General features: G+C 68.5%; 20 protein-coding genes. 14 read left to right on the forward strand and 6 right to left on the reverse strand.

Translation table 11 applies throughout. From position 1 onward, the window contains the following. Positions 1-48 precede the first annotated feature (48 nt). Together QRN21_RS16825 and QRN21_RS16830 are read right to left on the reverse strand one after the other, a co-directional pair. The gene (locus tag QRN21_RS16825; RefSeq protein ID WP_187250629.1) at positions 49-1,491 is read right to left on the reverse strand and encodes an MFS transporter; all 1,443 of its coding nucleotides are present in this window, start codon (positions 1,489-1,491) and stop codon (positions 49-51) included. 53 nt (positions 1,492-1,544) lie between these two features. Then, complete coding sequence (locus QRN21_RS16830) at positions 1,545-3,008, reverse strand: peptide MFS transporter (RefSeq protein ID WP_187250630.1); 1,464 nt, start codon at positions 3,006-3,008, stop codon at positions 1,545-1,547. Between the two features lie 91 nt (positions 3,009-3,099). On the opposite strand from QRN21_RS16830, the gene QRN21_RS16835 reads away from it, so the two are divergent. Beyond that, positions 3,100-3,789, forward strand: coding sequence for a GNAT family N-acetyltransferase (locus tag QRN21_RS16835; protein ID WP_053098006.1), 690 nt, complete (start codon positions 3,100-3,102; stop codon positions 3,787-3,789). A 105-nt stretch (positions 3,790-3,894) separates the two neighbouring features. Further along, positions 3,895-5,280 carry a glycine--tRNA ligase gene (locus QRN21_RS16840; RefSeq protein WP_053098005.1) on the forward strand — a complete coding sequence of 462 codons (1,386 nt, stop codon included), beginning with the start codon at positions 3,895-3,897 and terminating at the stop codon, positions 5,278-5,280. Between the two features lie 57 nt (positions 5,281-5,337). Here the strand turns inward: QRN21_RS16840 and QRN21_RS16845 are convergent, their stop codons facing one another. The 4 genes from QRN21_RS16845 to QRN21_RS16860 form a co-directional block, all read right to left on the reverse strand. Further along, the gene (locus QRN21_RS16845; RefSeq protein ID WP_053098004.1) at positions 5,338-5,763 is read right to left on the reverse strand and encodes a DUF1801 domain-containing protein; all 426 of its coding nucleotides are present in this window, start codon (positions 5,761-5,763) and stop codon (positions 5,338-5,340) included. After that, positions 5,760-6,332: an HhH-GPD-type base excision DNA repair protein gene (locus QRN21_RS16850; RefSeq protein WP_053098003.1), complete on the reverse strand. Its 573-nt coding sequence runs from the start codon at positions 6,330-6,332 to the stop codon at positions 5,760-5,762. The genes QRN21_RS16845 and QRN21_RS16850 overlap by 4 nt, the downstream gene beginning before the upstream one ends. Positions 6,333-6,369: 37 nt before the next feature. Continuing rightward, a complete protein-coding gene (locus QRN21_RS16855; protein WP_285365384.1) occupies positions 6,370-6,747 on the reverse strand; it encodes a hypothetical protein in 378 nt (125 codons plus the stop codon). Between the two features lie 144 nt (positions 6,748-6,891). Further along, the gene (locus tag QRN21_RS16860) at positions 6,892-8,199 is read right to left on the reverse strand and encodes a glutamyl-tRNA reductase (protein WP_230101054.1); all 1,308 of its coding nucleotides are present in this window, start codon (positions 8,197-8,199) and stop codon (positions 6,892-6,894) included. A 61-nt stretch (positions 8,200-8,260) separates the two neighbouring features. On the opposite strand from QRN21_RS16860, the gene hemE reads away from it, so the two are divergent. The 12 genes from hemE (at position 8,261) to QRN21_RS16920 (ending at position 18,357) form a co-directional block, all read left to right on the forward strand. Continuing rightward, positions 8,261-9,283 carry a uroporphyrinogen decarboxylase gene (gene hemE, locus QRN21_RS16865; RefSeq protein WP_053098000.1) on the forward strand — a complete coding sequence of 341 codons (1,023 nt, stop codon included), beginning with the start codon at positions 8,261-8,263 and terminating at the stop codon, positions 9,281-9,283. A 66-nt stretch (positions 9,284-9,349) separates the two neighbouring features. Next, the gene (locus QRN21_RS16870; protein ID WP_285365386.1) at positions 9,350-9,688 is read left to right on the forward strand and encodes a metalloregulator ArsR/SmtB family transcription factor; all 339 of its coding nucleotides are present in this window, start codon (positions 9,350-9,352) and stop codon (positions 9,686-9,688) included. Between the two features lie 58 nt (positions 9,689-9,746). After that, positions 9,747-11,309, forward strand: a complete 1,563-nt coding sequence (locus tag QRN21_RS16875) for a protoporphyrinogen/coproporphyrinogen oxidase (RefSeq protein ID WP_285365387.1) — start codon at positions 9,747-9,749, stop codon at positions 11,307-11,309. A gap of 153 nt (positions 11,310-11,462) precedes the next feature. Beyond that, entirely contained in the window at positions 11,463-11,885 is a 423-nt protein-coding gene (locus QRN21_RS16880; RefSeq protein WP_072592007.1) for a hypothetical protein, read from the forward strand. Position 11,886: 1 nt separating this feature from the next. After that, on the forward strand, positions 11,887-12,294 hold the full coding sequence (locus QRN21_RS16885) for a phage holin family protein (protein ID WP_053097996.1): 408 nt from the start codon (positions 11,887-11,889) through the stop codon (positions 12,292-12,294). After that, complete coding sequence (locus tag QRN21_RS16890) at positions 12,281-12,562, forward strand: hypothetical protein (protein WP_072592006.1); 282 nt, start codon at positions 12,281-12,283, stop codon at positions 12,560-12,562. Before QRN21_RS16885 ends, QRN21_RS16890 begins: the two co-directional genes overlap by 14 nt. A 69-nt stretch (positions 12,563-12,631) precedes the next feature. Then, positions 12,632-13,309 (forward strand): hydrogen peroxide-dependent heme synthase, encoded by a 678-nt coding sequence (gene hemQ, locus QRN21_RS16895; protein WP_053097994.1) that lies wholly within the window; start codon positions 12,632-12,634, stop codon positions 13,307-13,309. Positions 13,310-13,316: 7 nt separating this feature from the next. Further along, positions 13,317-14,333, forward strand: a complete 1,017-nt coding sequence (gene hemC, locus QRN21_RS16900) for a hydroxymethylbilane synthase (RefSeq protein WP_053097993.1) — start codon at positions 13,317-13,319, stop codon at positions 14,331-14,333. Beyond that, on the forward strand, positions 14,330-15,121 hold the full coding sequence (locus QRN21_RS16905) for a uroporphyrinogen-III synthase (RefSeq protein WP_053097992.1): 792 nt from the start codon (positions 14,330-14,332) through the stop codon (positions 15,119-15,121). The genes hemC and QRN21_RS16905 overlap by 4 nt, the downstream gene beginning before the upstream one ends. Beyond that, positions 15,118-16,095: a porphobilinogen synthase gene (gene hemB, locus QRN21_RS16910; RefSeq protein ID WP_053097991.1), complete on the forward strand. Its 978-nt coding sequence runs from the start codon at positions 15,118-15,120 to the stop codon at positions 16,093-16,095. Before QRN21_RS16905 ends, hemB begins: the two co-directional genes overlap by 4 nt. A 111-nt stretch (positions 16,096-16,206) precedes the next feature. Further along, on the forward strand, positions 16,207-17,535 hold the full coding sequence (gene hemL / locus QRN21_RS16915) for a glutamate-1-semialdehyde 2,1-aminomutase (RefSeq protein WP_285365389.1): 1,329 nt from the start codon (positions 16,207-16,209) through the stop codon (positions 17,533-17,535). Positions 17,536-17,907: 372 nt separating this feature from the next. Next, positions 17,908-18,357: a hypothetical protein gene (locus tag QRN21_RS16920; RefSeq protein WP_053097989.1), complete on the forward strand. Its 450-nt coding sequence runs from the start codon at positions 17,908-17,910 to the stop codon at positions 18,355-18,357. Positions 18,358-18,493 lie beyond the last annotated feature (136 nt).

Genomic DNA, 18,493 nt, shown 5'->3' on the forward strand with positions numbered 1-18,493 from the left:
GACCGTTCGTGGACTGCGGGCGCCGGCGAGCGCGGTGTGCGTGCGCGGTCAGCCCGGCAGCGAGGGGTGCTGCTCGGACGAGCGCTGGCGGGGGATGAACAGCGACAGGACGAGAGCGACGATTCCGGCGGCGATCGCGAGCCAGAAGCACACGTCGAACGCCGCCCTCGTCGGCACGGATACCCCGCCGACGTCGATGCTCATCGCGGCCAGCACGCCGCCCATCACGGCAGACGCGCTCGACGTGCCGACCGAGCGGAAGAGGGCGTTGAGTCCGTTCGAGGCGCCGGTCTCGTTCGCGGGCACCGACCGCATGATGATCATCGGCATGGCGGCGAATGTGAAGCCGATGCCGACGCCGATCAGCAGGTTGCCCACCAGGATGTGCCACACCTCGCTCGACCACAGGAGCACGAAGACGTAGGCGAGCACGATGGCTCCCGCGCCGACGGTGAACAGCGGACGAGGTCCGACGGTGCGCTCGAGCCATCCCGACAAGGGTGAGATCACCATCATCACGAGGCCGGCGGGCATGATGATCAGCGACGCCGAGACCATGTCGAGCCCGAAGCCCGCACCCGAGGCCGCGGGGCCCTCGAGCAGCTGCGGGAACGTCACGTTCGACGCGAACAGCGCGAAGCCCATCCCGATCGCGGCGATGTTGGTGAAGAGCACGGCGGGGCGCGCGGCGACCCGCAGATCGAGGAGCGGATCGTTCGTCCGCAGCTGATACCAGCCCCAGACGAGCAGCACGCCCACGCCGCCGATGATGCAGGTGAGGGTCAGCGGTGCCGTCCAGCCCCACTCGGCACCGCGAGACACGAACAGCAGGATGCCGGTGAGTCCGATCGCGAGTCCGATGGCGCCGAGCACATCGAGGCGTCCGGGGAACCGCAGCACATCCTCGGGGATCACGAGCAGCACCAGTGCGAGACCCACGACGCCGAGAGCCGCGGCGAGCCAGAACAGCCAGTGCCAGTCCGCGTTCACGGCCAGCAGCGCGGCGACCGGCATCCCGATCGCGCCTCCGACGCCCATGGTCGCGCTCATCAGGGCGACGGCCGTGCCCAGGCGTTCGGGAGGCAGCACGTCGCGCATGATCGCGATGCCGAGCGGCACCACACCCGTCACCGCGCCTTGGAGCGCTCGACCGATGATGACTCCGATGATCGAGCCCGACAGTGCGGCGATCAGGGAGCCGAGAATGAGCAGCCCGAGCAGCACGATCACCACTCGGCGCTTGCCGTACATGTCGCCGAGCCGGCCCGAGATCGGAGTGGCGACGGCGGCGACGAGCAGCGTGATCGTGACGACCCAGGTGGTGTCCTCGCGAGACGCGTTCAGCAGGCGCGGCAGCTCGGCCTGCAGGGGCACGACGAGCGTGAACATGAACGACGAGCAGAGGCCCGCGAAGGCCAGGACGGCGACGATGGCCCACTTGGGTGGTGTTCGGGAGAGTCTTCTGCGCGCGCGATCTTCGTTCTCTCCCATCGCTTCAGGCTATCGGCGTCTGCGACACCGGAGGCGCGAGGACGATGCGATCGTCAGCTCACGCCCTTCATCAGTCGCAGCACCGGCTTGACGGCGAACAGCAGGCCGAGGCCGACCACGATCGCTATCGCGCCGAGGATCGAGAAGTACGGCACCTCGTTCTTCGGGTCGTAGAACTGCACGAGCCAGCCCGAGATCGCGGTGCCGAGTGCGATCGACAGGAAGAACAGCGCCACCATCTGGGTGTGGAACACCTTCGGCGCGAGCTTCGTCGTGACCGACAGCCCCACGGGAGAGATGAGCAGCTCGGCCACGGTGAACACGAAGAGGATGCCGACGATCGCGAGCAGGGGCGTGGAGTTGGCGCCGCCGCCTGCGAACGGCAGGAAGAGCAGGAACGCCGCACCCATGATGATCGCTCCCAGTGCGAACTTCACCGGGGTGGAGGGCTGACGCGGGCCGAGGCGCGTCCAGATCGCCGCGAAGACGCCGGAGAGGATGATGATGAACACGGGGTTGATCGACTGGACCCACGAGACGGGCATCTCGAATCCGAAGATGTTGCGGTCGAGGCGCTCGTCGGAATAGACCGTGAGCACGGTGAACTGCTGCTGGTACAGCGACCAGAACGCGACGCTCGTGATGAAGAGCGGCAGGAATCCCCACACGCGGGAGCGCTCGGTGCCGTCGATCCGCCGACTGCTGAGGATGACGGCGAAGTACGCGACCGTCGCGATGATGGTTCCGATGATGACGATGTCCGCCAGGTTGTCGGCCTGGATCACGCCGATGAGCACCAGCACCGCGATGAGCGCGACGGCTGCGACCGCGACGATCGCGACCAGCGGATAGCGCGACCGGGGGAGCGGGTTCGGCACGCGGCGCGCCTCGTCCGGCAGCGCCTTGCGGCCGAAGGAGTACTGCACCAGCCCCAGCGTCATCCCGATCGCGGCGAGGCCGAAGCCATAGTGGAATCCGAGCGACGACTGCAGGATGCCGGTGAGGATCGGGCCCAGGAAGGCCCCGAGGTTGATGCCGAGGTAGAACAGCGAGAATCCGGCATCCCGGCGGGTGTCGTCGGCGCTGTAGAGGGTTCCGACGACCGACGTGGCGTTCGCCTTGAGGCCACCGGATCCGAGGGCGACGAGCACGAGCCCGACGCCGACTCCGATGAACCCGGGAAGCAGGGCCAGGGCGACGTGCCCGCCGACGATCACGATCGCACTGATGAACAGCACTCGCTCCGACCCCAGCATCCGGTCGGCGATCCACGCGCCGAGGATGGTCGAGAGGTAGACCGACCCTCCATAGGCGCCGACGATGCCGCCGGCGACGGCCTGCGAGAGTCCGAGGCCACCCTCGGTGACCGAGAAGTACAGGTAGATCAGCAGGATTCCCTGCATGCCGTAGAAGCTGAAGCGCTCCCACATCTCGACACCGAAGATGTGGACGAGCGCCCAGGGCTGCCCGAAGAACCTGGTGTCGGACTTCTCGGCGGTCGTATCGCTGGTTGACATCCCTCCACGGTACGCCCGCTCGCGGCATGGTTCCCAGACCGTTCGCGTCGCTCGATTCCGAAAACGGCGACCGGAGGGGCAGACTGGGGGCGTGCGAACCATCCGTGATCTGGACACCGTTGAACTCATTATCGACGCGCAGGGCCTGCTCGACTCCATCCGGGGCCCCGAGCGCGTGATCGACGCCGGCACGCTGCGCGCCCTGCAGCAATCCGGCAACTACGTCGTCGGCCTCTTCGACGCCGAGAGCGGCGAAGAGCGGATGGTGGGCGCGTCGATCGCGTTCTTCGGCGCACCCGGACGCCGGGCGATGCACTCGCACATCACGGCACTGCTGCCCGACTACCGCGGACGCGGGTGGGGGCGCGAGCTCAAGGAGCACCAGCGCCAGTGGGCGTTCTCGCGCGATGTCGGCCGCATCACCTGGACGTTCGATCCGCTCGTCGCCCGCAACGCGCACTTCTTCCTCACCGTTCTCGGCGCACGTGTCACCGGATACTCCGTCAACCGCTACGGCATCTTCGGCGGCGGGGATGCCGGGGACGAGAGCGACCGACTCGACGTCGAGTGGGCTCTCGCCGACATCGCGAAGCCACCGGCATCCGACGCGATCGTCGAGACGCTGGAGATCCCTTCGGACATCGAGACCATGCGCATCGAGGATCCGGAGGCGGCGCACGAGTGGCGTACGCGGCTGCGCGCGCAGATGGAGGGGCTGCTGGGCAGCGGCCTCGCTCTCTCGGGGTTCGATGTCGAGAAGGGCTACCTCTTCACGGCCTGAGCGCCGCACACCTGGCCTCGCCGGGGTCCTGACGCGAAGCGGTCGCGGATAAGATTGAGGTGCCCGTGATCACGGGCTTTCCCACCGCCGACCATTGGAGCCACCGTGGCCGAACAGTCCCGTCTAGACAAGGTCATCGCCCTTGCCCGCCACCGCGGGTTCGTCTTCCAGGCGGGTGAGATCTACGGCGGTTCGCGGTCCGCGTGGGATTACGGGCCCCTCGGCACCGAGCTCAAGGAGAACATCCGCCGCCAGTGGTGGCAGACGTTCGTGCGCGGCCGCGGCGATATGGTCGGCCTCGACTCGAGCATCATCCTGCCCAAGCGCGTGTGGGAGGCGTCCGGTCACGTCGCGACCTTCACCGATCCGCTGGTCGAGTGCCTCAGCTGCCACAAGCGCTTCCGTGCCGACAACCTGATCGAGGACTTCGAGGCGCGCAAGGGCCGCAAGGCGGAGAACGGCCTCGCCGATGTGCCGTGCCCGAACTGCGGCACGAAGGGACAGTACACCGAGCCCAAGTCGTTCTCGGGTCTCGTCAAGACCTACCTGGGAGTCGTCGACGACGAGTCCGGGCTGCACTTCCTGCGCCCCGAGACGGCTCAGGGCATCTTCGTGAACTTCTCGAACGTGCTCACCGCCAGCCGCAAGAAGCCGCCGTTCGGCATCGGCCAGGTCGGCAAGGCGTTCCGCAACGAGATCACGCCCGGAAACTTCATCTTCCGCACCCGTGAGTTCGAGCAGATGGAGATCGAGTTCTTCACGCCGCCCGCAGAGGCTCAGGAGTGGTTCGACCACTGGGTCGAGGCGTGCTGGAACTGGTTCATCGATCTGGGCATCGACCCCGAGAACATGCGCCAGTTCGACGTTCCCGAAGATGACCGCGCGCACTATTCGGCCGGCACCATCGACGTCGAGTACCGCTTCGGGTTCACGGGCAAGGAGTGGGGTGAGCTCATGGGCGTCGCGAACCGCACCGATTACGACCTGTCGAGCCACAGCGAAGCCTCGGGCCAGAGCCTGACCTACTTCGACCAGGCCACCGGCGACCGTTACACGCCCTACGTGATCGAGCCCTCGTTCGGCCTCACTCGCGCCATGATGGCGTTCCTCGTGGATGCGTATCGCGAAGAAGAGGTGCCGAACGCCAAGGGCGGCACCGATGTGCGCACCGTGCTCAAGCTCGACCCGCGTCTCGCCCCTGTCAAAGCCGCCGTATTGCCGCTGAGCCGCAACGAGCGCCTGTCGCCGCTGGCGCGCGAGGTCGCTGACACGCTGCGCAGCTCGTGGGCCGTCGACTTCGACGACGCGGGCGCGATCGGCCGTCGCTACCGCCGTCAGGACGAGATCGGCACACCGTTCTGCGTCACGATCGACTTCGACTCGCTCGACGACCGTGCGGTCACCGTGCGCGACCGCGACACGATGGCGCAGGAGCGCGTCTCGATCGACGATCTGCACGAGTACCTGGCCGAGCGTCTCAAGGGCGCCTGACGCGCGGACCACCAGAACGAGAGGCCCGCTGTCCGAGAGGACGGCGGTCCTCTCGCGTCAGCCGGTGACGGTCAGCTGCACCTGATCGGTGCCGCCCGCCTCTACCCAGGCGAGCGAGCGCTCGAGGATGCCGCGGAGCACGTCGAGGTCGATCTGTTCCAGGTCCTTGATGTAGAGGCATCCGACGCCGGTGCTGTGCGGGCCGAGGTTCTCGAGCGCGCCCGAGTGCGCATCGACGCCGTCGAACAGATAGATGGTGGTCGCCGCTTTGCGCGGGGCGAAGCCGAGCAGGCCGCTGTCGCCCTCGGTGCCGGTCGGGTACCGGTAGTGGCAGCTTCCGAATCCGATGATCGTGCCCCAGGTCTGAGGGTCGCGGCCCGTGATCTCCTGCATGATCGCGGTCAGCGTCTCGGCATCCCGGCGGCGGACCGCCGGAGTGGAGCGGGCGATGAGACCTGCGACGTCATCGCCCGTGGGCTTCATGCGTTCGCCTTCGCCGCAGCTTTCATGGCCTTCTTGTGCTCTCGTACTCTGGTGAGCGATTCTGGCGAGACGATGTCGGCGACGCTGCGGTACGAACCCTCGGTGCCGTAGTCGCCGGCGGCCTCCCGCCATCCCGCGCCGGTGAAGCCGTACTGCTTGCCGAGCAGAGCCAGGAAGATCTTCGCCTTCTGTTCGCCGAAGCCGGGAAGGGCCTTGAGTCGCTTCAGGACTTCGGCGCCCGACGGATCACCGTCGGTCCAGATCGCCGAGGCGTCTCCGTCCCACTGATCGACGATCTCCTGGCACAGGGTCTGCACGCGTGCCGCCATCGAACCCGGGAACCGGTGCACGGCGGGCGTCGTCTTGAACGCCTCGAGGAACTCGTCCGGGTCCATGGCCGCGATCGTGGTGGCGTCGGACGCGCCTGTGCGCTGCTCGATCTTCAGAGGACCGGCGAAGGCCGTCTCCATCGGAACCTGCTGATCGAGCAGCATCCCGACCAGCAGGGCCAGCGGATTGTCGGTGAGCAGCGCGTCTGCGGCGGTGTCTCCGGTGATGTGAAGGGCCATGCATCCAGTCTGGCACCGACTCGCTCCGATGCCGGAGTCAGATGCGCTGGAGCTTGGGAAGGGGGCCCTCGAGACGCGCGACCGAGACTCGGACATCGGCGATATCGGCCTTGAGCTCTGTCTTGACGTCGTAGATGTCCTGCTTGAGTTCCGACCGGAGTTCGGCGATGTCGCCCTTGAGTTCGGTGCGGAGTTCGGCGATGTCGGTCTTGAGTTCGGTGCGGAGCTCCGCGATGTCGCCTTCGACCCTCGCGAACCGTTCATCGACCCTGTCGAATCGATCGTCGATCCTGTCGAACCGTACTTCGAGCCCTTTGGCCTGCTTTGCAAGCATCCGAGAGACGCCGCCGAGCACGGTGGCGGTGACGCCGAAGAGGGCGACGATGATGCCGATCAGGTTCGGATCCACGAGCATCCCCCCAGTCTGCGCCGCGTGATCGACGCTGTCAGGGGTTCGACGATATGAAGCATCGAAGTGGCCGCCGGGGCGACCGCCGTGCTTCTCCCGAGTGCTGTGGAAAGACCACCGCAGAGGGCTCCCGTGCAGAAGGAGCGCTGCTCAGGCGGTAGCGGCGCCGTCGGTATCGGACGACAGCGCGGACTCGACCGGCTCGATGCCGTACAGCGTCGAGAGCGCAGTTGCGAAATCGTCCGCGCGGCCGGCGGCGGCCAGTTCGTGGGCGCGGGTGGTCGGCACGTGCAGCAGCACGCCGGTCAGGTGGCGAAGCGCCTGCTCGACCCTGCCGTCGTCATCGCCGCGTGCGCGAGCGCGGCCGATCTCGGCCTCGAGCAGCGCGAACATATGCGACCGCAGGGCGACGACCGACGGCGTGACGCTCTGTCGGCTGCCGACGACGTGGAACGTGTCAGCTGCTTCGCGCACCACGGTGCGTGCGGCATCCGTCGCCTGCAGCTCTTCGAGCGGTGCGTGCAGGCTGATGGTCTCGAGGTCGAGCAGCGCGACGCCTTCGAGCGCTGCGACGGCGGGGTCGACGTTGCGCGGCATGCCCAGGTCGACGACCATCTGGCTGTGCGACGCGACGGGGCATCCCTCGGGTGCGATGCCGGTCGGCGCCTGCAGGTGCTCAGGTGTCAGCACAGGAGCGGTCGCCGTCGTGCAGGTGATCAGCAGGCTCGAGCGCGAGGCGACGCGCGCGTAGTCCTCTGCGGCGACCGGGCGGATGCCGTGCTTCGCGGCGAACTTCTCGGCGCGGCCCGAGGGTGAGTACACCGAGATGTTGACGGCTCCCCGTTCGCGCAGTGTCGCGAGGGTGACCGCTGCGTAGGCACCGGTGCCGACGAGCAGCACGCGCTCCGTCGACCAGTCGGCGATGCGGCTGTCAGCGAGTTCGAGGGCGAGGCGCACGAGCGAGCGGCCGGCCCGGCCGAGGGCTGTGACGTTCTTGACCTTGCGCTGCGCCTGGCTCGCGCGCTGGAAAAGCCGCTCGAGCTCGGGCGAGGTGGTGCCCTCCTTGCGCGCGGACTTGAGGGCGCGACGCACCTGACCGGCGATCTCGCCTTCGCCGGAGACGACGGATTCGAGTCCCGATGCGACGGAGAAGAGGTGCTCCGCCACTCGACGACCGGAGTGCACCTCGTAGGCGCCGTCGAGTTCAGACGCGCGGATGCCGGTCGATGCTTCGACAGCCTCGAGCACCGCCTCGACACCGATCGCACCCGCTGCCGTGACGGGCTCGTCCATCTCGACGTAGGCCTCGAAGCGGTTGCAGGTAGCAAGAACGACCGCACCCTGCACGCAGGACGCCATGTCCACGACCGTGGAGGCGACGTCATCGGGGGTGCGGCTCAGGCGTTCGAGCAATTCGAAGGAGGCGGTCTTGTGACTCGCCGTGACAACCAGCAGCACATGACGATTCTACCTGAGGCTTCATGCAGGTCGGCCCGGCGGCGGATGGGAGGATGGTCGCATGGTCCTCTCCGACGCTCCGCTGCTGCGCGCCCTCACCGGCCCCCGCCCCGAACATGCTCCCGTGTGGTTCATGCGCCAGGCCGGCAGGTCGCTGCCCGAGTACCGCGAGCTACGCGTCGGCACGCGCATGCTGGACGCCTGCCTGACTCCCGATCTCGCGGCCGAGATCACGCTGCAGCCCGTGCGTCGTCACGGCGTGGACGCCGCCGTGTTCTTCAGTGACATCGTCATCCCGCTGCGTCTCGCCGGGGTGGACGTCGAGATCGAGCCCGGACGCGGCCCCGTGTTCGCCGACCCCGTGCGGTCTGCCGCCGATGTCGATCGCATCACAGCGATCGACCCGCTGTCGCTCGACGGCACCGCGATCGCCGAGGCCGTCGGCATCGTCACGGCCGAGCTCGGCGACACCCCCCTGATCGGATTCGCGGGTGCTCCCTTCACTCTCGCCGCGTACCTCGTCGAAGGCGGCCCGTCGAAGGAACACCTGCGGGCGCGGGCCATGATGCACGCCGATCCGGAGTCGTGGAACCGCCTCGCGGGCTGGCTCGCGCAGGTCTCACGCCGGTTCCTCGAGATCCAGCGGGATGCCGGAGCATCCGTCGTGCAGTTGTTCGACTCCTGGGCCGGGTCGCTGAGCACCGCCGACTATCGCGCGTACGTGGCACCGCATTCGCGTGTCGCCCTCGATGCCATCGGCGTGCCGAGCATCCACTTCGGCGTGGGCACCGGGCCCTTCCTCGCCGACATGCGCCTGGACGGCATCGCCGACGGCGTCGGTGTCGACTGGCGGATGCCGCTCGACGAGGCCGCCGCGATCCTCGGCCCCGACGTCTCGGTGCAGGGCAACATCGATCCGGCACTGCTGTCCGCTCCGTGGCCGGTGCTCGAGGCGCATGTGCGCGACGTCGTCGAGCGCGGGCGTGCCGCCAGGGGACACATCGTCAACCTCGGGCACGGCGTGCCGCCCGAGGCGGACCCCGATCAGCTCACCCGTATCGTCGAGCTGGTCCATTCGATCTGAGTCCCAGGGCGCTTCACGGCCGAGCTTCACGAGGATGCAATATAGCGTCAGTGCTAGATTGCACCCATGACAGATAGTGCGTCGGACGTCTTCGCGGCTCTGGCGCACCCGACGAGGCGCCAGATCCTGCAGGATCTGAAAGAGGGCGAGCTCGCAGCGGGTGAGATAGCCTCGCGGTTCTCGTCGAGCGGGCCGACGATCTCGCGGCACCTCGGCGTTCTCCGTCAGGCGGGTCTCGTGAGCGAGCGTCGTGATGCCAATCGCATCCTGTACTCCCTCGTCGGCGAGCGGCTGGCCCTCTCCGTAGGCGACTTCCTGTCGACCGTGTGCCCCGAGCAGATCGTGCTCCGTGAGGTGCGCAAGCGCGGCGCCGGGCGGGAATCCGCGGTGCAGACCGAGGCGTGACGGGTTTGTCCGGCCGAATGCTGGAAGCCGTTTCCCCGGCGGATGGAAGGATTGACGCATGACGTCGAAGCCAGCGAACAGTGAGACGCCCCGCGCCGAACCGGCCGACCTCGCCGCGAGGGCGGCGGAGAGGCACATCGTCGTCATCGGCGGGGGCATCGGCGGCCTGATCGCTGCCCGGGAGTGCGTCAAGGTCGGCATGCGCGTCACCCTGCTCGAGGCGACGGATGCCGTCGGCGGCGCCATCCGTCGCGCTGAGCTCGACGGCGTGGTGCTGGATGCCGGCGCGGAGAGCTACGCGACGAGGGGCGGCCGTGTGCGCGCTCTGATCGAGGAGCTCGGCCTCGCCGACCGCATCGTCGCGCCCGCGGCAGGGAGCGCCTGGCTCGCTGGCATCCCCGGCATCGGCGCGGCACCGCTGCCCGTCGGCGGGATTCTCGGAATCCCCGGCAATCCGTTCCAGGAGGACGTCCGCCGCATCATCGGGTGGTCGGGCGCATGGCGTGCGTACCTGGATCGCGTTCGCCCGCCGCTGACGATCGGCCACAGTCAGAGCCTCGGCAGACTGGTGTCGTCGCGCATGGGAGCCAGGGTGCGCGATCGTCTCGTCGCTCCGGTCACGACCGGTGTGTACTCAGCCTCGCCTGACGACGTCGATGTCGACATCGCGGCCCCCGGACTCAACGCCGCACTCACCCGCGTCGGATCGCTATCGGGGGCGGTGCAGACGATGCGGCAGGAGAGCGCGGACAGAGCTGCGAAGGCGCGCGGAGCCGCGAGTCGCGAGGGTGCCGCGCTCGCGCCCGGCGCGGCCGTGGAAGGGCTCGACGGCGGTATGACGGTGCTGATCGAGGCGCTGGTCGCGGATATCGAGAAGCTCGGTGGCGTCGTGCACACCGGCGCGCAGGTGACGCAGCTGACGCGCACCGCCGAGGCGTGGATGGTGAAGGCTCACGCCGACGTCGCTCCCGTGGCAGACGCCGTTCTCGGCGACGCTCACGCGGAGGAGATCGAGTTCGCCGCAGATGGCGTGGTGGTCGCGACCTCCGAGGCCGCCGCGAGGCGACTTCTCGAGAAGAGCGTGCCCGCACTGGCGGAGACCGCGCCGGCGGATGCTCCGGAGATCGAGATCGTCACACTGCTGCTGGAGCCGTCGGCACTGGCGGGTGCTCCACGGGGCACCGGCGTGCTGACCGTCCCCGGCAGTCACACAGCGAAGGCGCTCACCCACTCCAGTGCGAAGTGGGACTGGGTGCGCGCCGCGGCCGGCCCCCGGCACGTCGTGCGGGTCTCGTTCGGAGCCCAGGGCGAACCCGCCGCCACCACCGCGCTCGACGACGACGCCGCGGCTCGACTGGCGCTGAGCGAAGCATCGGCTCTCCTCGGCGTGCCGCTCGCGGCGGGCGACCTCGTGGCGTCTCACCGCGCGAGGTACGTGCAGTCGCAGCCTGCATCGATCATCGGCTCCGGTGCGCGCCGAGAGGCCGCGAGGTCGGCTGTGCAGGGCGTGCACGGGCTCGCCGCCGTCGGCGCGTGGCTGGCCGGCACGGGTCTCGCCCAGGTGATCCCCGACGCGCGCGAAGAGGCGGACCGGCTTCGTCGGGCGTTGCTCTGGGACTGACGCCGTCGCACGAACCCGAAAGTCGCTCCGCTGTCAACCCTCTGCGTGACAGATGCCGAAATCGGCATACGGGGCTACGCTGGACACCTGCAGGCGGCTCCGAGTCGTCGGTTCGCCCCAGGCGTTCACACCGGAACAACGTGAGGAGACCCCATGAAGGGGAAGATCGGACTCGTCGTAGGAATCGGCGTGGGATACGTGCTCGGAACCCGCGCGGGCCGCGAGAGGTACGAGCAGATCAAGACGCAGTGGCTGAAGGTCTGGAACCTCGACCCGGTGCAGGAGCAGGTCGACAAGGTCAAGGGCTACGTCGGCGACAAGGCGGCGGCAGTGCCCGGGGCGATCTGGACCGGCGTGCAGAAGGTCGTCAAGTCGGCCGGCGGTGGCGACAAGACCGCTGGGCAGCGACTCGACTCCGCCGTGGCTGCGGGGCGCAAGGCCGCTGACGACATCGTCGACGCCACCGAGGACGCCGTCGAAGAGGTCAAGGACGCCGCGAAGAAGGACGACGCGAAGAAGCCCGCGGCCAAGAAGCCGGCAACGCCCGGCTCCACCGCCGCGAAGTCTGGCAGCTGACATGCCCCGCGGATACCGCGATCGCGCCGAGGACAGCCTGCTGTCCCTGATCGGCGATCTTCCCGAGCTCATCAGCAGCCTCGTCAAAGCCGAGATCAACGCGGCCAAGACCTGGATCTCGAAGACGGCGAAGGACGCAGGAATCGGCTCCGTCTGGTTCCTCGTCGCTCTCTTCTTCCTGTTCTGGGCCGTGCCGGTGATCCTGGTGTTCGCGATCGCCGGGCTGTCGTCGTGGTGGCCGGTCTGGCTGTCCGCCCTGGCGGTGCTCGGCATCCTGATCCTCGCCGTGCTGCTGTTCGCGCTGCTCGGCATCCTGAAGTTCCGCAAGGTGCTCGCTCGTAAGAACCCCGCGCAAGCGGTGGGCGAAGACATCAGACTCGTGAAGGAAGCCGGCAATGACGAACTCTGAGATCACGAGGCCTCTGCCCAAGACGGCGGTTCCGGCGGGCATCGTCGACCCGGTCCAGTCGGCTCGGGCGGAGCTGAAGGCCGCTCTCGCGGCGATCGAGGTCAAGGGCAACTTCCCCCGGCGCATCGACACGGCCTCCAAGCGCGCCGCGGCGAAGGCGAGGGTCTTCGCCGACCGCAACCCGGCTGCCGCGATCGCGGGAGCCGTGGGCGTCGCGGTGATCGTCGGCGGTGCCGTCTGGGCGATCGCCCGCGCGCTCTCACGCTGACCGCAGGCCGAAATCCTCGCATCCTGACTCGCGTTCGCGAGTGCTTCACAAAGGGGGCAGACTGGATCCATGTCCGATGCGCGCGAAGAGAACCCGTCCGGCTTCACCCTCTGGGCAGTCTGGCGACGAAACCCCGATGTGGCTGTCACCGAGTCCGACTCCACGGAGCTCGAGACGATCGTCTCGTACATCGAGGACTCCGGCGTCACGGTCCGCGGCTTCTACGACGTCTCGGGCCTGAAGGCGGACGCCGATCTGCTCGTGTGGCTGCACGGCGACACTGCCGAGGACCTGCAGAAGGCTCTTCGCCGCCTCCGCCGCACCGAGTTGCTGCGCACCCTGCTGCCGGTCTGGAACGTCATGGGCGTGCACCGCGATGCCGAGTTCAACCGGGCTCACGTCCCGGGATTCCTTCGCGGCGTGGAGCCGAAGGACTGGCTGTGCCTGTACCCGTTCGTCCGCACGCCGGAGTGGTATCTCGCGCCCGAAGAGGAGCGCCGGAAGATGCTCGCCGATCACGGACGCAAGGGAGCGGCGTTCACCGGGGTCATCGCGAACACGGTCGCGGCATTCGCCCTGGGCGACTACGAGTGGATCCTGCCGCTCGAAGCCGACGAGGTCACCGAGCTGGTCGATCTCATGCGCGACCTGCGCTACACCGACGCGCGCCTGTACGTGAAGGAGGAGGTCCCGTTCTACACGGGTCGACGCCTCCGGTTCGACGAGATCGCGGACGTGCTGCAGTAGGTCGACGATGAACACTCAGAGTCAGACCCCCTCCCCGATCCGATTGGGCACCCGCCGCAGCGCGCTCGCCCAGGCGCAGTCGGGGCACGTCGCCGCCGCGCTCGAGAAGATCTCGGGGCGCCCCGTCGAGCTCGTGCCGATCACCAGCGAGGGCGACACGAATCGTGCGTCTCTGTCGGAGATCGGCGGTCAGGGCATCTTCGCCACGCGTCTGCGAGAGGCACTGCTCGCCGGCGAGTGCGACTTCCTCGTGCATTCGCTCAAGGACCTTCCCACCGCGATCCCCGACGGTCTCGTCATCGCAGCGACCCCGGTGCGTGAGGACGCGCGCGACGTCGCGATCACTCGCGGCGGCACACCGCTGCACCAGCTCCGTTCCGGCAGCAAGGTCGGCACGGGATCCCCCCGGCGCATCGCGCAGGTGCACCGGAGGGCTCCGCACGCGGAGGTCGTGGACATCCGGGGCAACGTCGATTCTCGTCTGCAGCGAGTAGCGTCCGGCGAGTTGGATGCGGTGATCCTGGCTGCGGCCGGTCTGTCGCGCCTCGGCACGGACTCCCCGCTGCGCCGCGAAGAGCTGGGCCTCTCCGAATGGCCGACAGCGCCGGGGCAGGGATCGCTCGCCGTGGAGACGCGCACGGATGCCCCCGCAGAGCTGCTCGCCGCGCTCGCCGAGCTCGACGACTTCGACACGCGTCTGGCGGTGACCGTCGAGCGTGCCGTTCTCGAGGGGCTGGATGCCGGATGCCAGGCGCCGATGGCCGCACATGCGGTCGTCGAGGGCGACGAGATCCGCATCAGGACAGTCGTCTACGCCACCGACGGTGGGCGCCGTATCGGCCTCGACGTCACCGAAGCCGTGAACGGGGAGTATATTCGTCGGAACGGCAGCGGCAATGGAGCGGATGCTGCCGGTGGTGCAGACCCGATGCACGCAGCACGCGAGATCGGGTTGTCTGTCGCCCATCGGCTGCTCGAGCAAGGGGCGGCCGACCTCGTCTCCCGAGAGCATTCCTCATCATGACCAATTCGAAGCAGGACCGACCGCTGGACGGCTGGCGCATCCTCGTACCCCGCGGAGGGCCGTGGGGCGACGGTGTCGCCGCCAGTCTGCGCTCCCGTGGCGCGGTGCCCGTCGTGGCACCGCTGATCAATTTCGCCGCCACCACCGACCAGGCAGCCCTCGACGTCGCTCTCACCCGGCTCGCGGATGGAGAGTACGACTGGCTGACGGTGACGAGTGCGACGACCGTCGACGTGATGTTCGCGCACCGCGCGATCGTCCCGCGCCGCACGAAGATCGCGGCCGTCGGCGAGACGACCGCCGCCGCCCTGCAGGCGGTCGGCTACGAAGTCGCGATGGTGCCGGACGAAGACAATTCGGCAGCGGGCATGGCCGAGCAGCTCATCGCCCTCGAGACCGAGCCTCGTCGCATCCTGGCGCTGCGCAGCGAGATCGCAAAGCCCGTGCTCAGCGTCCTCCTGCAGGAGGCCGGTCACGATGTCGACAGCGTTGTGGCATATCGCACGGTCGGCGTCCCGGTCACGGAGCGCATCAAGCGTGATGTCGAGAACGGACGGATCAACGCGATCCTGATCACGAGCGGTTCGGTCGCCGAACAGGTGCGCGAGCAGTTCCCGCTGATCCCGGACGACACGCTGCTGGCGGCCATCGGTCCGCGCACCGCGAAGGATGCCGATCGGGCAGGTCTGCCGATCACCGTCGTCGCCGACCGTCAGACTGTGGACGCGCTGATCGACGCGGTGTCGAGCTACACCCTCCCGCATGCGGCGGACGAGTTGGCACCGTGAGCTTTCCCGACGTACGACTGCGCCGCCTCCGCCAGTCTGCTGCAGTCCGTGGACTGGTGCGCGAGACCTCGATCGAGCCTCGTCAGCTGGTGCTTCCACTGTTCGTCCGCGAGGGACTCACCGAGGCCGCGCCCATCGGATCGATGCCGGGGGTCGCGCAGCATTCGCTCGACTCTCTGCGGGCCGCCGCGACCGAGGCTGCCGAGGCGGGTGTCGGCGGTGTGATGCTGTTCGGCGTGCCCGCCGTGCGCGACGCTCAGGGCTCGGGCGCCGACGACCCCCAGGGGATCCTCAATGTCGCGACCGAGGCGCTGGCCGCCGAGGTGGGCGATGCACTCGTGGTGCAGACGGATCTCTGCCTCGACGAGTTCACCGATCACGGTCACTGCGGCGTTCTCGCAGCTGACGGGTCGGTCGACAACGATGCGACCCTCGAGCGGTACGCCTCCATGGCGCTCTCGCAGGCGCGCGCCGGCTCGCAGCTGCTCGGTCTGTCGGGGATGATGGACGGCCAGGTCGCGGTCATCCGCGAGGCGCTCGACTCGGACGGCTATACCGACGTGCTGCTGCTCGCGTATGCCGCCAAGTACGCGAGCGCGTTCTACGGCCCGTTCCGTGAAGCCGTCGACTCGCAGCTCACGGGCGACCGTCGTACCTATCAGCTCGACCCGGGCAATCGTCGCGAGGGTGTGCGCGAGGCCGTCGTCGACGAGGAGGAAGGCGCCGACATCGTCATGGTGAAGCCGGCGATGGCGTTCCTCGATGTGCTGCGGGAGGTGCGCGACACCGTTCACATTCCTGTGTGGGCATATCAGGTCTCCGGTGAGTACGCGATGATCGAGGCGGCCGCTGCGAACGGCTGGATCGATCGTCGTGCATCGGTCCTCGAGTCGCTGCTCTCGATCCGCCGTGCTGGTGCTGACGTCGTCCTGACCTACTGGGCGACCGAGGCCGCCCGCTGGCTGCGCGGCTGAGTCGCGCACGCCTTCGCTGAGAGCCCCGTCGATCTGAGTCCCGCCCTCAGGTCGGCGCATTAGCCTGGATGGGATGCCGGGAGAGGTCCGCGCATCGTTGAGGAGTGTGCTGTGACCGACCGCAATGACGACCTGTTCTCCGCTGCCCGCACGGTGATCCCCGGAGGTGTGAACTCGCCGGTGCGCGCGTACGGCTCGGTCGGCGGCACGCCGCGCTTCCTCGCCTCGGCGAGCGGCGCGACGGTCACGGATGCCGCAGGCAACCGCTACGTCGACCTCGTGGCATCCTGGGGGCCGGCGTTGCTCGGCCACGCGCACCCGGAGGTCGTCGCCGCCGTGCAGGAAGCGGCCACCCGAGGCCTTTCGTTCGGCGCTCCCACGGAGGGCGAAGTCGAGCTCGCTCAGTTGATCGCCGACCGCGTGCGGTTCGGGGAGGTTCGGCCGGTGGAGCGGGTGCGGCTCGTGTCGACCGGAACCGAAGCGACGATGACGGCGATCCGGCTCGCCCGCGGCGCCACCGGACGCGACCTGCTGGTGAAGTTCGCCGGGCACTATCACGGGCACTCCGACGGTCTGCTCGCCGCGGCGGGCTCCGGTGTCGCGACGCTCGCGCTTCCGGGTTCCGCGGGTGTGCCTGCGCCCATCGCGGCTCAGACGCTGGTGATCGACTACAACGATCCCGACGCTCTCGCAGCTGTGTTCGCCGAGCACGGCCCGCGCATCGCAGCGGTGATCGTCGAGGCCGCAGCGGCGAACATGGGTGTCGTTCCGCCGCTGCCGGGGTTCAACCGCCTGCTCGCCGAGACCGCTCACGCGCATGGCGCCCTGCTGATCCTCGACGAGGTGCTGACGGGCTTCCGCGTGCACCCGGCGGGCTTCTGGGGGCTCCAGGCGGCCGCCGGTGAGGACTATCTGCCCGACATCATCACCTTCGGCAAGGTCGTCGGCGGAGGGATGCCGCTGGCTGCGCTCGGAGGCCGTGCGGAGATCATGGACCTTCTCGCTCCTCTGGGACCCGTCTACCAGGCGGGCACGCTGTCGGGTAACCCGCTGTCGGTCGCTGCGGGTCTCGCGACGCTGCGCCTCGCCACGCAGGAGGTGTACGCGACCGTCGACGCGGCCGCAGCGCGAGTCTCCCGCGCCCTGGATGAGGCGCTCACGGAGGCCGGTGCGACCCACGCCGTCGCCCATGCCGGCAACCTCTTCAGCGCCTCCTTCCGCGGATCTGCACCTCGCGACTACACCGAGGCTCAGGCGCAGGAGTCGTTCCGGTACGCCCCGTTCTTCCATGCGATGCGCGAGCAGGGCGTGGCGCTCCCTCCGAGCGTGTTCGAGGCGTGGTTCCTCACCGCCGCTCACGGTGAGGAAGAGCTGCAGCGCATCGAGGCAGCTCTGCCCGTGGCTGCGCGCGCCGCAGCTGATGCCGCCGCGACTGCCTGAGCGGAGCTGACCCCCCCAGCCGCCGTGACGGCTCCCTCGCGGAAGGCCTCCAGGACGCGCGGGTGGCCCCGCTCGAGGAAAGCAGCATCCGTGGAGGCATACTCGATGCTGCCCTGAGCGATGCGACCGGCTGTTCGTCCTCCAGCCGCGATCTGCCGCCGCTTCTCGACCCAGGAGTCGAGCAGCTCCGCACGCTGCTCGAGGCCGGCGTCGGTGGCGAATGTCATGTTCCGAATCTAGTAGATTTGTTCGAAAGTCGAGCGGAACATCGGAATGGAAAAGGGGTGGAATCGTGGGAACCGACAACGGATCGTTGCCTTCCTGTGAACAAGACACAGACATCTGGAAGGGTGCCGCTGGCAGACTGGACGCATGGTGACGTTGCTGCTGGACCAGACGCAACTCGAGATCGTGCTCTCGCCGATCGAGCGTGCGGCGAGCTTCCACCGGGACAACGTGCGGCTCGTGCGCGACACCATCACCAAGGTCCAGCTCATCGATGATGCGTGGACCTGGTTGCGTGGCGTGCCGAACCCGGGGACGCACATCCCCGGAGTGCTCGCCGCGGGCACGTGGAAGGCCGCAGGCAGCGTCGACTTCGTCCTCATCCGCAAACGTCGTCCCAGCGTGGTCATCGATCTCTCCGGGGATGCGCAGTACCGGCGACTGATCCTCACGACGAGGCACGGCCTCGCCCTGACCCAAGCGCTCCGACTCGATGTGTCGGATGAGCCGGCGGACGTCGAGGAGATCGTGGCGACGTCGCCCACGCCGGTCTCGAAGGGCAGCCGCCGCCCAGTGATCCGCCCGCGTCCCGCCTGACCGTCACGGAACGGGAAACGCCCTCCGCAGCCTTATGGCGCGGAGGGCGTTCGCAATGGGGGAGCGACCTCAGGAGCGGTCGTGCTCACCTTCGTGGTGCTCACCTTCGTGGTGCTCACCTTCGTGGTGCTCACCT

It is taken from the genome of Microbacterium sp. LMC-P-041, from assembly GCF_030209555.1.
In the GTDB taxonomy this organism is placed as follows: Bacteria; Actinomycetota; Actinomycetes; order Actinomycetales; family Microbacteriaceae; genus Microbacterium.

What these genes read in the sequence shown, in the direction of transcription:
- QRN21_RS16825 (WP_187250629.1), bottom strand. Translation starts at nt 1,491, where the DNA reads ATGGGAGAGAACGAAGATCGCGCGCGCAGAAGACTCTCCCGAACACCA.
- QRN21_RS16830 (WP_187250630.1), bottom strand. Translation starts at nt 3,008, where the DNA reads ATGTCAACCAGCGATACGACCGCCGAGAAGTCCGACACCAGGTTCTTC.
- QRN21_RS16845 (WP_053098004.1), bottom strand. Translation starts at nt 5,763, where the DNA reads ATGAAGCCCACGGGCGATGACGTCGCAGGTCTCATCGCCCGCTCCACT.
- QRN21_RS16850 (WP_053098003.1), bottom strand. Translation starts at nt 6,332, where the DNA reads ATGGCCCTTCACATCACCGGAGACACCGCCGCAGACGCGCTGCTCACC.
- QRN21_RS16855 (WP_285365384.1), bottom strand. Translation starts at nt 6,747, where the DNA reads ATGCTCGTGGATCCGAACCTGATCGGCATCATCGTCGCCCTCTTCGGC.
- hemE (WP_053098000.1), top strand. Translation starts at nt 8,261, where the DNA reads ATGGTCCTCTCCGACGCTCCGCTGCTGCGCGCCCTCACCGGCCCCCGC.
- QRN21_RS16870 (WP_285365386.1), top strand. Translation starts at nt 9,350, where the DNA reads ATGACAGATAGTGCGTCGGACGTCTTCGCGGCTCTGGCGCACCCGACG.
- QRN21_RS16875 (WP_285365387.1), top strand. Translation starts at nt 9,747, where the DNA reads ATGACGTCGAAGCCAGCGAACAGTGAGACGCCCCGCGCCGAACCGGCC.
- QRN21_RS16880 (WP_072592007.1), top strand. Translation starts at nt 11,463, where the DNA reads ATGAAGGGGAAGATCGGACTCGTCGTAGGAATCGGCGTGGGATACGTG.
- QRN21_RS16885 (WP_053097996.1), top strand. Translation starts at nt 11,887, where the DNA reads ATGCCCCGCGGATACCGCGATCGCGCCGAGGACAGCCTGCTGTCCCTG.
- QRN21_RS16890 (WP_072592006.1), top strand. Translation starts at nt 12,281, where the DNA reads ATGACGAACTCTGAGATCACGAGGCCTCTGCCCAAGACGGCGGTTCCG.
- hemQ (WP_053097994.1), top strand. Translation starts at nt 12,632, where the DNA reads ATGTCCGATGCGCGCGAAGAGAACCCGTCCGGCTTCACCCTCTGGGCA.
- hemC (WP_053097993.1), top strand. Translation starts at nt 13,317, where the DNA reads ATGAACACTCAGAGTCAGACCCCCTCCCCGATCCGATTGGGCACCCGC.
- QRN21_RS16905 (WP_053097992.1), top strand. Translation starts at nt 14,330, where the DNA reads ATGACCAATTCGAAGCAGGACCGACCGCTGGACGGCTGGCGCATCCTC.
- QRN21_RS16920 (WP_053097989.1), top strand. Translation starts at nt 17,908, where the DNA reads ATGGTGACGTTGCTGCTGGACCAGACGCAACTCGAGATCGTGCTCTCG.